The sequence below is a fragment of the Intrasporangium sp. genome, from assembly GCF_035280925.1.
Lineage (GTDB): Bacteria > Actinomycetota > Actinomycetes > Actinomycetales > Dermatophilaceae > Intrasporangium.
Window position 1 is genome coordinate 18,747 of the sequence record NZ_DATEEY010000064.1, and the last position, 13,585, is coordinate 32,331.

At 70.9% G+C, this 13,585-nt stretch carries 14 protein-coding genes; 1 reads left to right on the forward strand and 13 read right to left on the reverse strand.

Annotated elements, in window-relative coordinates:
* Positions 1-2: 2 nt before the first annotated feature.
* From VJN29_RS06730 to fbaA, 13 genes are all read right to left on the reverse strand, one after another.
* On the reverse strand, positions 3-398 hold the full coding sequence (locus tag VJN29_RS06730; RefSeq protein WP_324142847.1) for a VOC family protein: 396 nt from the start codon (positions 396-398) through the stop codon (positions 3-5).
* A 63-nt stretch (positions 399-461) separates the two neighbouring features.
* On the reverse strand, positions 462-1,154 hold the full coding sequence (locus VJN29_RS06735; RefSeq protein ID WP_324142848.1) for a Crp/Fnr family transcriptional regulator: 693 nt from the start codon (positions 1,152-1,154) through the stop codon (positions 462-464).
* On the reverse strand, positions 1,151-3,127 hold the full coding sequence (locus tag VJN29_RS06740) for a cation-translocating P-type ATPase (RefSeq protein WP_324142849.1): 1,977 nt from the start codon (positions 3,125-3,127) through the stop codon (positions 1,151-1,153). The genes VJN29_RS06735 and VJN29_RS06740 overlap by 4 nt, the downstream gene beginning before the upstream one ends.
* A gap of 1 nt (position 3,128) precedes the next feature.
* Positions 3,129-3,350, reverse strand: a complete 222-nt coding sequence (locus VJN29_RS06745) for a heavy-metal-associated domain-containing protein (protein WP_324142850.1) — start codon at positions 3,348-3,350, stop codon at positions 3,129-3,131.
* 147 nt (positions 3,351-3,497) lie between these two features.
* The gene (gene ppk2, locus VJN29_RS06750; RefSeq protein WP_324142851.1) at positions 3,498-4,385 is read right to left on the reverse strand and encodes a polyphosphate kinase 2; all 888 of its coding nucleotides are present in this window, start codon (positions 4,383-4,385) and stop codon (positions 3,498-3,500) included.
* A gap of 30 nt (positions 4,386-4,415) precedes the next feature.
* Positions 4,416-6,110 carry a phosphoenolpyruvate--protein phosphotransferase gene (gene ptsP, locus VJN29_RS06755; protein WP_324142852.1) on the reverse strand — a complete coding sequence of 565 codons (1,695 nt, stop codon included), beginning with the start codon at positions 6,108-6,110 and terminating at the stop codon, positions 4,416-4,418.
* 5 nt (positions 6,111-6,115) lie between these two features.
* Positions 6,116-6,385 carry an HPr family phosphocarrier protein gene (locus tag VJN29_RS06760; protein WP_324142853.1) on the reverse strand — a complete coding sequence of 90 codons (270 nt, stop codon included), beginning with the start codon at positions 6,383-6,385 and terminating at the stop codon, positions 6,116-6,118.
* A 42-nt stretch (positions 6,386-6,427) separates the two neighbouring features.
* Complete coding sequence (locus VJN29_RS06765; protein ID WP_324142854.1) at positions 6,428-8,533, reverse strand: fructose-specific PTS transporter subunit EIIC; 2,106 nt, start codon at positions 8,531-8,533, stop codon at positions 6,428-6,430.
* A 19-nt stretch (positions 8,534-8,552) separates the two neighbouring features.
* Positions 8,553-9,500: a 1-phosphofructokinase gene (gene pfkB, locus VJN29_RS06770; RefSeq protein WP_324142855.1), complete on the reverse strand. Its 948-nt coding sequence runs from the start codon at positions 9,498-9,500 to the stop codon at positions 8,553-8,555.
* The gene (locus tag VJN29_RS06775) at positions 9,497-10,258 is read right to left on the reverse strand and encodes a DeoR/GlpR family DNA-binding transcription regulator (protein ID WP_324142856.1); all 762 of its coding nucleotides are present in this window, start codon (positions 10,256-10,258) and stop codon (positions 9,497-9,499) included. Before VJN29_RS06775 ends, pfkB begins: the two co-directional genes overlap by 4 nt.
* Before the next feature lie 144 nt (positions 10,259-10,402).
* Positions 10,403-10,813, reverse strand: coding sequence for a TIGR03618 family F420-dependent PPOX class oxidoreductase (locus VJN29_RS06780; RefSeq protein WP_324142857.1), 411 nt, complete (start codon positions 10,811-10,813; stop codon positions 10,403-10,405).
* A 90-nt stretch (positions 10,814-10,903) separates the two neighbouring features.
* Positions 10,904-11,311, reverse strand: coding sequence for a DUF3151 domain-containing protein (locus VJN29_RS06785; protein ID WP_324142858.1), 408 nt, complete (start codon positions 11,309-11,311; stop codon positions 10,904-10,906).
* 40 nt (positions 11,312-11,351) lie between these two features.
* Entirely contained in the window at positions 11,352-12,380 is a 1,029-nt protein-coding gene (fbaA, locus tag VJN29_RS06790) for a class II fructose-bisphosphate aldolase (protein ID WP_324142859.1), read from the reverse strand.
* A gap of 224 nt (positions 12,381-12,604) precedes the next feature.
* Here fbaA and VJN29_RS06795 point away from each other — a divergent pair, with 224 nt between their 5' ends.
* Positions 12,605-13,486 (forward strand): S1 family peptidase, encoded by an 882-nt coding sequence (locus tag VJN29_RS06795; RefSeq protein WP_324142860.1) that lies wholly within the window; start codon positions 12,605-12,607, stop codon positions 13,484-13,486.
* Positions 13,487-13,585: the final 99 nt, after the last annotated feature.

The following is a 13,585-nucleotide window of genomic DNA, read 5'->3' on the forward strand; positions in this document are numbered from 1 at the left end:
CGCTACTTCGCCTCAGGGTCGGGCTGGTGGATGCCGAAGGTGTTCCCCTCCGGGTCGAGGTAGTAGCCCTGCCAGGCCATCCCCGTCAGCGCCGCCTTGGGCAGGGCCACCTGACCGCCTGCGTCGAGGATCCGCCGCTCCGTCGCGTCGTAGTCGTCGACCTGCATCGTGCACACGAAGGCGTTGGTGCCCTGGCCCGCACCAGGCGTCGCAGCAGGCCGCTGCAGCAGCCCCCCGTTGATCCCCGGTTGGTCGTCGGGGCCGGTGACGACACCCCAGTAGGGCGAGCCGGTGACCTGGCCGTAGTCCTCGAAGGACCAGTCGAAGACGGCGCCATAGAAGGCCTTGGCGCGCTCGACGTCGTCGGCCTGGATCTCGAAGTGAACCACGCGGGACATGGGCCCTCCTCAGGTGCTGGCCTGCGCGACAACGATCAGCCCAGTCTGCTCCCACACGGGCGGTCAGGAAACCGCGGCCTCCGCAGTGGACTCCAGCCCCGCAGGGTCCGTGATGACGACGTCGCTGCCCCGGACGGTGATGAGCCCGGCGTCCGTGAAGGCGGCCAGCTTCCGGCTCAGCGTCTCGGGCGTCGTGCCGAGCAGGGAGGCGATGTCCTTCTTGGCCAGCGGTAGGCGCACGACGAGCCGCCCGTCCTCGTGGTTCGCGGGCAGGCCCATGAGGTAGCCGGCGAGCCGTGCCTCCACATCGGCGGAGGTCAGGTCGGCGATGAGCCGCTCGGCAGCGTCGAGCCGGCTGGTCACCGCGTGCAGCATCCGCACCGCGATGTCGGGGTACTGCGTCACGAGGCCGCCCAGGTCGGAGTGGTCGAAGCTGCACAGCTCGACGTCGCTGAGGGCCGTGGCCCAGTCGTCCGGCCGGGACCCGGTCACGAAGGCCGTCTCGCCGATGAAGTCACCCGGCTCGAGGACGCGGAGGAGCTGCTCGTGGCCGTTCGGGGCGAGGTGGCTGATCTTGACCCGACCCTTGTGGACGACGAGCAGGTGCGAGACGTCGTCCCCGGGACGATGGATCGCCTCGCCCCTCCGGCGGCGGATCGGCCTGGCGTGCGTGGCGACCTCGTCCTGCTCCTCGGGCGACAGCCCCTTGAAGAGCGGCACGATCGCCACGCACGACGTCCCGGGCCGGTGACTCACAGTGCGGGCTCCTTCTCCTCGGTGCGGTCGGCCGGCGTGCCAGCATCCGCTGCAACCGGCACGTCAGCCCCTGCGTGGATCCGCGCGTCAGCCTCGCCCCTCGAGCGCGGCCCGGCGAGCCGGACCAACCGCAGGGCGTTGAGGATGACGAGCAGGACGCTGATCTCGTGCACCAGCATGCCACCGGCCAGCTGGATGAGCTGGAGCAGCACCGCGGCGACGAGCAGGAACACGGTGCCCAGCGCCAGGGCGGTGTTCTGCTTCATGACCCGCAACGTGGCGCGGGCCACCCTCCGGGCGTGGGCGAGCTGGTCGAGCCGGTCGGTCATGATGACGACGTCGGCGGTCTCCATGGACACGTCGGTCCCGGCGCCACCCATGGCCACCCCAACATCTGCGGTTGCCAGCGCGGGTGCGTCGTTGACTCCGTCACCGACCATGACGACGCGTCGGCCCTGGGCCTTGAGGTCACCGACGATGCGTGCCTTGTCGGCGGGCAGGAGCCCGGCGTGCACCTCGTCGATGCCGAGCCGTCTGGCCACCAGGCGAGCAGCGTGCTCGTTGTCCCCGGTGAGCATCGCGATGTGCCGTATGCCGCCCTCCCGCAGCCCGGCGATCGCGCTCGCTGCCTCGTCGCGCACCTCGTCCGCGATGCCGATGAGGCCGGCATGGCGTCCGTCCACGGCGACATGGACGACCGTGGCGCCCTGCTGCTCGAGCTGCGTCGCCTGCTCCACCGCGTGCGGCTTGGTGGCGACCCCGCGCTCGGTGAGCAGCCCGGCACGTCCCGCCATGACGACATGGCCGTCGACGCGTGCCTGCAGGCCCAGCCCCGGGACCACCTCCACGTCCGAGAGATCCGAGCTCACCGGCATACGACGTGATGTTGCCTCGCCGACGATGGCGCGCCCGAGGTGGTGCTCCGACGTCGACTCCAGCGAGGCCGTGAGGCCGAGCAGCTCCTGCTCCGGAAGGTCGCCGATGGTGTGGACGGAGGTGACGACCGGCCGGCCCACGGTCAGCGTGCCCGTCTTGTCGAGCACGAGGGTGTCGGCCGAGGCAAGGTCCTCGAGCGCCTCGCCGTCCTTGACGAGGACTCCGTGCCTGGCGATGTTGCCCAGGCCAGCGACCGCCGCAACCGGGACGGAGATGACGAGGGCACCGGGGCAGGCGATCACGAGGAAGGTCAGCGCGAAGGCGAGGTCGCGGGTCCACGCGAGGACGATGACCGCGACGATGACGACGGCCGGCGTGTAGAACTGGGCGAAGCGCTCGAGGAAGCGCTGACGACGGGTGCGCGACTCCTGGGCCTCCTCGACCAGCTCGATGATCCGGGCGAAGGTCGTGTCGTCGCCGACGTGGTCGGCCTCGACCTCGAGGTAGCCGGCCTCGGCCACGGTGCCGGCGAAGACGCGGTCCCCCGCCTCCTTGCGCACCGGCACGGACTCACCGGTGATGGACGCCTCCGTCACCGACGCCGTGCCGGACGCGACGATGCCGTCGACGGCGATCCGCTCGCCGCTCGTGACGATGACCGTCTCCCCGACCTGGACGTCGTCGGCGTCGACCGTGACGCGCTCGCCGTCGCGGACGACGGTGGCACGCGTCGGGGCGAGGTCGACGAGCTCGCGCAGCGACGCACGGGTGCGCTCGAGACTGCGCACCTCGAGCCAGGCACCGAAGAGGAAGAGGAACGAGACGACGGCGGACTCGACGTACTCACCGATGACGAGCGCACCGATGACCGCGATCGTGACGAGCAGGTCGATGCTGAAGGCCTTGACACGCAAGGCGGCCCACGCACGGACCGCGATGGGGAAGCCGGCCAGGACGCTGGCCACGACGAGGGCCACGTCTCGCCAGACCGTCCCGACCGGGGCGGCGAGCTGCGCCGCCGCCAACGCGAGGACGAGGAGCACGCCCGAGACGAGCGCGATGCGGCTCCTCGTCCGCTGGGTGATGGTCAGGGCCATGTCAGGCCACCTTGGTGGCCAGGACCGGGTAGCCGAGACCCGTGACGACCTCGGCGAGCTCCGTGGCCGAGACGGTGTCCTCGTCGAAGGTGACCTTGACCTTGTTGGAGTTGAACAGGACAGACACGTCCTCGACCCCGGGGGTGCGCCCGAGGGCGCCCTCGATCTTCGTGACGCAGCTGGGGCAGGTGAACGGCTCGGTGGTGAGGCGGGCGGTGCGCATGGGGGTGCTCCTTGGTGTCGCGTGGTGCGGGTTCCCGGAGGATTCCCGGGCACCCTCAGTTCATCGCGAACGAGCCGGGCGCGCCTTGACCCAGATCAAGCCTCCGATCCTCGCAATCGAGTGAACAACATCTGGCCCAAAAGCTGTTCAGTCGGTCCGGGAGGAGTGGTCGGACAGGTCCGCCACCAGCGTCGAGGCCCAGTCGGGGACATACTTCGAGACCGCGATGGGCGGGCGCTGGTATCCCGTGCTCGGCAGCCGCTTGGGCAGCTCGACCTCGGGACGCCTCGCGAGCTCGCTGTCGTATGGGAGCGACGAGAGCAGGTGTTGGATCATGTTGAGCCGGGCCTGCTTCTTCGAGTCGGAGGCCACGTGGTGCCACGGCGCGGAGTGCGTGTCGGTGTGCACCATCATCTCGTCCTTGGCCCGCGAGAAGTCCTCCCACCGGGTGATCGACTCGAGATCGATCGGCGAGAGCTTCCACTGGCGGAGCGGGTCGTGCAGTCGCTTCCGGAACCGTTCGAGCTGGACCTCGTCCGACACCGAGAACCAGTACTTGCGCAGCTGGATGCCGTCGTCGACGAGCATCTGCTCGAAGATCGGGCACTCGCGCAGGAAGCGCTGGTGCTGCTCCGGGGTGCAGAAGCCCATGACCTTCTCGACGCCGGCGCGGTTGTACCAGGAGCGGTCGAACAGCACCATCTCGCCGGCCGCCGGCAGGTGCTCGATGTAGCGCTGGAAGTACCACTGGGTCCTCTCGCGCTCGGTGGGCGCGGGCAGGGCGGCGATCCGGACGGCACGCGGCGACAGGTACTCGGTGATCCGCTTGATGGTGCCGCCCTTGCCTGCGGCATCGCGGCCCTCGAAGACCACGACGACGCGGGCTCCCGTCTCCTTGATCCACGTCTGCAGCTTGCCCAGCTCACCCTGGAGCCGGTAGAGCTCCGCGTTGTAGACCCGGTTGGGGATCTTCGTCGTCCGGAACCTCGTGGCCTCGGACACTTCGTCGGGTGCGGCCGCGTCCTTGGGCGTCATGCTTTCAGGCTAGTGCCGGCCCGACCGGGTTCAGAGCAGCTCGGTGAGCTCGCCGTTCGCTCGTTCCCGCACGTACTGGAGGGCCTCCTGTGCGGTGCGTGCCTCTCGAGCCGCGACGGCCAGGTGCTGGCACTCGGCCAGCGAGTGGACGGACAGCGCGAACCGCACGACGGGGACCTTGCTCGGCGCCATCGACAGGCTGGATGCACCGAGCCCGACGAGGACCAGTGCGAGCAGCGGGTCACCGGCCGACTCTCCGCACACCCCGATCGGCCGACCAGCCAGGTCGGCACCCGCACAGGCGGCGGCGATGACGTCGAGGACGGCCGGCTGCCACGGGTCGAGCAGCTCGGACAGCGCCCCCTGCATCCGGTCCGCCGCCATCGTGTACTGCGCGAGGTCGTTCGTGCCGAGGCTGCCGAAGTCCACCTCAGCGAGCACGTCCCTTGCACGCAGCGCGGCCCCGGGCACCTCGATCATGACGCCCGCCGTGGGCAGGCCGTTCTCGCGGACCCGACGCGTGAACCACGCGGCCTCCTCGGCGGTGGCCACCATGGGCGCCATGACTCGCACGTCGGCGCCCGTCTCGCGAGCCGCGATGGCGAGGGCCTCGAGCTGCGCATCGAGCAGCTCGGGACGCTCGGCCGTCAGGCGCAGTCCCCTGCGGCCGAGCGCGGGGTTCTCCTCAGGCCCGAGGTCGGCGAAGGCGAGCGGCTTGTCCGCCCCGGCGTCGAGCGTCCGCACGACGACCCGGCGCGAGCCGAATGGCGCGAAGACCTGACGGTAGATCTCTGTCTGTTCCGCGACCGTGGGCGCCTTCGACGCAGAGAGGAAAACGAACTCGGTCCGGAAGAGCCCCACTCCCTCGAGGTCGAGCGCCGCGGCCCCCACGGCGTCTGCAACGCCGCCGATGTTGGCGAGCAGGGCGACCTGCTTGCCGTCGCGCGTCAGCCCCGGTCCGGAGTGCGTCGCGAGCGCCTCCTTGCGACGCTCTCCCCTGACCCACTGGGCCTCGACCAGCGCAGGGTCGGGGTTGATCGTCACCTCGCCTGCGTCGCCATCGAGCGCGACGTGGACGCCGGCCGGGATCTGCGTCGCCCCCGGCAGCTGGACCACGGCCGGGATCCCCATCTGCGCGGCAAGGATGGCCGTGTGGCTGGTCCGTCCGCCGGCCTCGGTGATGAGGCCCACGACGAGAGCCCGGTCGAGCGTTGCGGTCTCGGCGGGAGCGAGGTCCTCGGCGACAACGACGCTCGGCACCGTGATCCGCGGGACGCCGGGCGGCGGAACCCCGAGGACCGCTGCAACGGCCCGGGACCCGACGTCGCGCAGGTCGGTCACGCGCTCGGCGAAGAGGCCGCCGAGAGCCTCGAACTGCGCCGCGTACTCCTCGACGGCGCCGTCGATGGCGTGAGCCGGACCCCGGCCGGCGTGGATCAGCTTGCCGGCGGCCTTGGCCAGCCCCTTGTCACGGGCGATGAGCGCCGTCGCCTTGAGAATCTGTTGGGCCGTGTCGTCGGCCGTGGCGGCCCTGGTCTCGAGGGACTGGGCGACCGTCTCGAACGCGGCCTTGACGTCGGCCAAGGCGGCCTCCGCGTCGACCGGTGCGGGCTCGTCGGCCGGCGGGCGGACTGGTGGCGCGACCTGCACCACCGGTCCGTGAGCCGTTCCCGGGCTGACACCGATGCCGTGCTTGGTCTCGGGCCTCGTCTCGGACGCAGACATGTCGGCTACTCCGCGTCGAGGTCGCGCGACAGCAGCGCGACCAAGGAGTCGAGGGCCGCCTCGGCGCCGTCGCCGTCGGCGGTCAGAACGACCTCCTCGCCGAACGTGGCACCGAGGGCCATGACGCCGAGGATGCTGGTGGCATCGACCGAGTCCTCTCCCGGGCGGGCGATCTCGACGTCGAGGCCGGTGTTGCTTGCCGCCTCGACGAAGAGGGCTGCGGGGCGGGCGTGCAGCCCGACGGACGAGGCGATGGTGACGGTGCGCGTTGCCATGGGAGTGCTCCTTGAGTTCTGGCGGGCAGGGTCGGAAGTGGGTCAGACGGTGGCGCTGGCGTCGACGGCTGCGAGATTGTGGTCGCGGGACTTGAGGGCGATGACGGTCGCCGCCATGACGAGGACGCCCGCCGCGAGGGCGGCGAGGAAGAGCAGGAAGCTGCCGATGAGCGGCACGACCCAGATGCCGCCGTGCGGCGCACGCAGCGTCGCCCCGAACAACATGACGAGGGCACCGGTGACGGCGGAGCCCACGACCGAGCTGGCGATGATGCGGACCGGGTCGGCGGCGGCGAACGGGATCGCCCCTTCGGAGATGAACGAGAAGCCCAGCAGCCAGGCCGCCTTGCCGTTCTCGCGCTCCGGCTCGGAGAAGAGCTGCGGTCGCACGGTGGTCGCGAGGGCCATCGCGAGCGGGGCCACCATGCCGGCGGCCATGACGGCGGCCATGATCTTCAGCTGCGGCGCGTCGGTCACCGTCCCGGCTGCGGCCAGACCACCCGTGGCGAAGGCGTAGGCGACCTTGTTCACCGGGCCACCGAGGTCGAAGCCCATCATCGCGCCGAGGATGATGCCGAGGATGATCGCGCTCGCGCCCGACATTCCGGTCAGCCAGCTGTTGAGCCCGTCGGTGAGCGCCGTGATCGGCCGGCCGAGGACCGTGATGAACAGCCCGACCGTGATGAACGAGGACACGAGCGGGATGACGACGACCGGCATGACACCGCGCACCCCCTTGGCGACGTTCCAGCTGGAGACCCATCGGGCGACGAGGCCGCCGACCAGGCCCGTCACGAGACCACCGAGGAACCCGGCGCCCATGGTGGCCGCCACCGAGCCGCCGACGATGCCCGGGACGAGACCCGGACGATCGGCGATCGCGAAAGCGATGAACCCGGACAGGATCGGCACGAGGAACCCGAACGAGGCGCCCCCGATGACGAAGAGGAGTGCGGCCCAGGACGTGAGGCTGAGCGGGTTGAAGCTCTGCGTGATGTTGTAGTCGCCCTCGGCGGTGAGGCCGTACTTGACGATCTCGATCGCGCCCTGCTCCCCGAGCGCAACCTGGGCGAGCATGAACGACAGGGCAATGAGGATGCCGCCCGCCGCGACGAACGGGATCATGTAGGACACGCCGGTCATGAGCCACTGGCGCACCTGGGTCGCGGTGCTCGCTCCCTCCTCGACCTTCGAGACGAGTCCGCCGGACGAGCTGGCACCAGCGGCCCCAGCCGCTGCCTGCGCCTTGCTCGGGTCGGCGTCCCACGCGGCGACGAGCTCTTCGGCCCGGGTGACCAGGGCCGGACCGTCGGAGATGCCCTTCTTGACGCCCACGTCCACGATCGGCTTGCCGGCGAAGCGGCCAGCGTCCTTGACAGGCAGGTCGTGCGCGAAGATCACGGCGTCGGCGGCGGCGATGTCCGCGGCGGGGATCGGCTTCGAGCCGGCCGATCCCTGGGTCTCCACGATGATGGTGTGCCCGGCCGCCTTGGCGGCGTTCTCGAGGCCCTCGGCGGCCATGTAGGTGTGGGCGATTCCCGTCGGGCACGACGTGACACCAATGAGACGCAGGCCACGTCGCGTGGCCGTGGCGGTGGCGGTGGCGGTCGAGACGACGGGAGGAGCAGCAGGTGCCGTATGCCGCTCAGCCGGCTCAGCGGCATACGCCTCCTTCGCCTGTGGCCGGCTCGCGGGCGGCGCGTCGAGCTGGACCTCGTCGTTCACGATGCGCGCGACCTCTGCCTCGGACGTTGCCGCGGCGAGCGCCGCCTTGAAGTCCTTCTTCATCAGCGCCCGGGCGAGCTTCGGCAGCATCTGCATGTGGGCCTCGCCGCCGCCCTCAGGCGCGGCGATGAGGAAGACGAGATTGGCCGGGCCGTCCTTGGCGCCCCAGTCGATCCCATCGGTGGCGCGGCCGAACACGAGTGAGGGCTCCGTGATCGCGGCGCTGCGGGCATGGGGGATGCCGATGCCTCCGGGCAGCCCGGTCGCCATCGTCTCCTCCCGCGTGCGCACGTCGGCGAGGAAGGTGTCGAGGTCGGTGCAGCGGCCCGTGGCGACGAGGCGCTCTGCGAGCGTCCTGGTCGCCGCGTGGCGGTCGGCGCCGGTGAGGTCGAGGACGACCTGGTCTGCGGTGATGAGGGACATGGTGGTTCCTTTCGGCACTTCAGTGAGCCAGGGATCGGGTCAGGTCGGGGGTGTGGCTGAGCTCCACGGGGATGCCCCGGAGGTCCGCGGGGGACGGCACGCGGCTGCCGGGGAGGGTGACGGCGGCTGCGCCCCAGAGGACTCCGGTCGACAGGGCCTCTCCGTTGGTGCGGCCGCTCGACAGGCCGTGGAGCAGGCCGGCGAGCATGCAGTCGCCGGCGCCCACGGTGGACAGGGGGGCCGGGATCGTGGCCCGAGCATGGATGACCTCCGCGTCGGTGACGAGGAGCGCGCCGTCAGCACCGAGGCTGACCGCGACGACCTCGATGCCGGCCGAGATGAGGTCCTTGGCCGCCCGGTGGACGTCGTCGAGGGTCGGCAGTGAGTGCCCGACGAGCTCGGCGAGCTCCTCGTGGTTCGGCTTGATCAGGTGGGGTCGTGCGGCGACCGCAGCGGCCATCGGAGCGCCGGACGAGTCGATCGCCACGCGCCCGCCGCGCCCACGAACTCGGCTCACGAGGGCGGCATAGAGGTCGGCGGGGGCGCCCGGGGAGAGGCTGCCGCAGGCGACGACCCAGTCGGCGTCGGCCGAGCGCCCGAGCGTCGCCGCCAACAGTGCGTCGACCTCGGCGGTCGTGAGATCCGGGCCGGGCTCGTTGAGCTTCGTCGTGGTCCCGTCGGGCTCCAGGATGCTGATGTTCATCCGGACCATGCCCGCGACCGGGACGCCGACGTGGTCGACGCCGGCCTCGTCGAGCAGCTCCTCGAGCAGCCGTCCCTCCGGTCCGCCGACGGGCAGGACCGCAGTGGTGGCTGCGCCCTGGGCCGCCAGGGCCCGCGACACGTTGACGCCCTTGCCGCCCGGGTCGACGCGGCTTCCCGCGGCCCGATGCACCTCGCCGCGGTCGAGGGCATCGACGAAGACGGCACGGTCGATGCTGGGGTTGGGCGTCAGCGTCGTGATCATGCCGTCACCACCTCGGGGCCCGCGGCGCGGATCTCCGCGGCCACGTCGTCGTCGAGGTCCGTGTCGGTGATGAGGATGTCGATGTCGTCGAGCGGGGCGAACCGGTGCAGGTGGTCGTCGCCCGCCTTGCTCGAGTCGGAGAGGACGATCGCGGTGCGGGCGGATGCCACCATGGCGCGCTTGACGAGCGCCTCGGACTGGTCAGGGGTCGTCAGGCCCCGGGCGACCGAGAATCCATTGGTACCCATGAAGGCGACGTCGACGACGACATCGGTGAGCGCTCGGACCGTCCAGTCCCCGACGGCAGCTCCGGTCTGGCCTCGCACGCGTCCCCCGAGCAGGTACAGGGACACGCCCGGATGGGTCGCGAGCACGGACGCGGCCGAGAGGCTGTTCGTCAGGACGGTGAGGTCGAGGTCCGGCGGGAGCAGCTCGGCGACCGCTCCGGTTGTCGTGCCCGAGTCGAGGATGATGCTGCCGCCCGAGGGCAGCTGGTCGAGGGCGCGGGCGGCGATGCGGCGCTTGACCTCCGTGAGGCGTCCGGAACGGGTCGCGAGCGACGGCTCGACCTCGAGCCGCTCGACGGGGATCGCGCCTCCATGCACCCGGCGCAGAGAACCACGCCGCTCCAGGGCCGTCAGGTCGCGGCGGATCGTCTCCGTCGCCACGCCGAGGTCGTCCGCGAGAGCGGTCACCTCGACCCGGCCCGCGCGTCGCGCCTCGGCAATGATCCGTTGCTGCCGCTCCGCTGCGTACATCGGACTCCTTGGTCCTCGTGGCGGCGCTCGACGACGCCGGCTGTTCACTCAAGGAGACCACACATACGGACTGAAGTAAAGATAAACGGGCACCCGTTCTTGTGGGATTGTGGGCGTGGCGCAGGTCTGCCCCTGCACGGCTCGTCAGCCCAGGTTCTTCAGCCGCCCCCAGGCGTGCCACCGGTCGATCTCGATCCACGCGCTGACGCGCTGGCGATTGCGGACCCCGTACGGCTGGCCCGTGTAGTGCCGGGCGATCCGGTCGATGTCGGCGAGGTCCTCGTCATCGACCCACTCGGCGACGCGGCCCTGGACGCTGACGTGGGTGATCCAGTCCTGCGGGTCCATCGCGCTGAGGCTGACCCTGGGGTCGTTGCGCAGGTACTCGATGCGCTTGCGGCCGCCGTCCATGTTGACGAGGATCCGGCCATTCTCGTAGAGGTACCAGGTCGGCACCGAGACCGGGTGCCCGTCCGGTCGCAGCGAGCTGATCGTCGCGTGGTTCGGCTGGGCGAGCAGCTCCTCGACAGGTGCGGGCAGCGGCGGCTTGGGCATGACAGGTTCCTCTCCCTTGACGACCCTCTCGACCCTAGGCCAAAGCACGCCCAGCTCCGCCTCGAGACGCCGACCCCCGGCTGTCGCCGGCTACACACCGAGCGCGCGGGCTCCCTCGGTCGAGGAGTCCCGGAGGAACTGGACGCAGCGCCGCTCCTCGTCGGTCTCGCCGATCGCCCGGGCGGCTCGGGCGAGCGCGGCGAGGGAGCGGAGGAAGCCCCGGTTCGGCTCGTGGGACCACGGGACCGGGCCCTGGCCCCGCCACCCGGACTTGCGCAGCTGGTCGAGCGCCCGGTGGTAGCCGGTCCGGGCATAGGCGTAGGCCTCGACATCACGGCCGGCAGCGAGCGCCAGCTCGGCGAGGGTCGCCCACGCGGCCGACGACGTCGGGATGGCCGCGGCGACGGAGGCGGGGTCCTCCCCCGCCGCCAAGCGCGCGGTCGCCGGGTCCTCGGGCAGCCGGGTCTCCGGAACTCCCAACAGGTTGTCCGCGCTCACGAGACCACCCAGCCCAGCGGCATACGGAATGGTGTGCCGGTCATGCGTGCTGCCCGGCCGAGCGGAGCGCCTCACACGCCTCCACGACACGGGCGGCCATGCCGGCCTCGGCCTCCTTGCCCCACGAGCGGGGGTCGTACTGCTTCTTGTTGCCGACGTCGCCGTCGACCTTGAGGACGCCGGCGTAGTTGGACAGCATCCAGTTCGCGACGGGACGGGTGTAGGCGTACTGCGTGTCGGTGTCGACGTTCATCTTGACGACGCCGTAGTCGACCGCTGCCGAGATCTCCTCGGGCAGCGACCCCGACCCGCCGTGGAAGACGAGGTCGAACGGGTGCGCGTCGTCGGCGAGGCCGAGCTCCTTGGCGGCGGCCTGCTGCGCCTGCAGGAGGATCTCGGGGCGGAGCTTGACGTTGCCCGGCTTGTAGACGCCGTGGACGTTGCCGAAGGTCAGGGCCGTCAGGTAGCGGCCGTTCTCCCCGGCGCCGAGGGCCCTGATCGTCGCGATGGCGTCCTCGGGGGTCGAGTAGAGCTTGTCGTCCATCGCGCCGACGACGCCGTCCTCCTCGCCGCCGACGACGCCGACCTCGATCTCGAGGACGACGTTGGCGGCCTTGGCGAGGGCAAGCAGGTCACGCGCGATCTCGAGGTTCTCGTCGATCGGGACGGCCGAGCCGTCCCACATGTGCGACTGGAACCACGGGTTGCCGCCCGCCTTGACGCGCTCGGCCGACGCGGCGAGGAGTGGGCGGACGAAGCCGTCCAGCTTGTCCTTCGGGCAGTGGTCGGTGTGCAGCGCGATGTTGACCGGGTAGTTCTTCGCGACCTCCTCGGCGAAGGCGGCAAAGCCGAGGGAGCCGCTGACCATGTTCTTGACCGACGGTCCGGAGAGGTACTCGGCGCCGCCGGTCGAGACCTGGATGATGCCGTCCGACCCCGCGTCGGCGAAGCCCTTGAGGGCGGCGTTGAGGGTCTGGGAGGACGAGACGTTGATCGCGGGGTACGCGAAGGACCCGGCCTTCGCGCGGTCGAGCATGTCGGCGTACACCTCAGGGGTGGCGATGGGCATTGCTTCTCCTGCGCTGGGGGTTGGGGGCACCTTTGTCGGCCCGTCAAGAATCCTGCCACGTATGCCGCTGAGCCGGCATGGGTGCCCAGGTGAGGTCGGGCGTGGGGTCCGTTTGGCCGGCTGCCGCCGTTTCGGGATGCGGTGGCGTGTGACCTGGTTCACAGTGGTGGAGGAGGCCGGCGCCTGCCCCTCCGCAGCACTCGACCACCACTCGAGGAGGACCCGTGAGCACTGGATCGAAACAGCCCAAGCGTCCCGCACGGCGAGCGGGCCGGCTGCTCGCCATCGCGCTCGGCGCCGGCGGCGCCCTGGCCCTGTCGGTTCCTGCGGTCGCTCCCGCCGCACCCGCCGGCTCCGGTGCCGATGGGCTGGCCGCGCTGAGCAACGCGGTCGAGAGGTCCGGCGTCGACGGCATCAGCTGGCACGTCGACTCCGCGGCGAAGCGCGTCGTCGTGACCACCGACAGCACCGTGTCGGCCGGCGAGGTCGCCACGATCAAGCGCGCGGCCGGCTCCGACGCCGGTGCCATCCGGTTCGAGCGGACGCCCGGCGTGCTGCGTCCCCTCGTGTCGGCCGGCGACGCGATCTACGGCTCGCGGTACCGGTGCTCGCTGGGCTTCAACGTCGTCCAGGGCAGCACCTACTACTTCCTCACCGCCGGCCACTGCGGAAAGTCCGAGAAGAACTGGTACACCAGCGCCAGCCGCACGACGCTCATCGGCCCGACGGTGGGCTCGAGCTTCCCCGGAAACGACTACGCGCTGGTGCGCTACAGCAACCTCTCGCTGTCGCACCCCGGCGGGTTCTCCGTCGCGGACGCCTACGTCGGCGAGCGGGTGACCCGGGACGGCTCGACGACCGGCGTCCACTCCGGCTCGGTCACCGGGCTCAACGCCACGGTCCGCTACCAGGGCGGCGGCACGGTGTCCGGGCTCATCAGGACCAACGTCTGCGCCGAGCCCGGGGACTCGGGCGGGCCGCTCTATGACGGCACGAGGGCCTTGGGGCTCACGTCCGGCGGCAGCGGCGACTGCAGGACGGGAGGAACGACCTACTTCCAGCCCGTCCGCGAGGCCGTGAACGTCTACGGGGTGAACGTCTACTGATGTCTTGACGGACGAGGCACTCGAGACGGGAGGACTCGTGGAAGACCCGTAGCGGTTCGCTCTGGATCGAAGTGCCCTTCACAGCGACACCCAACCATG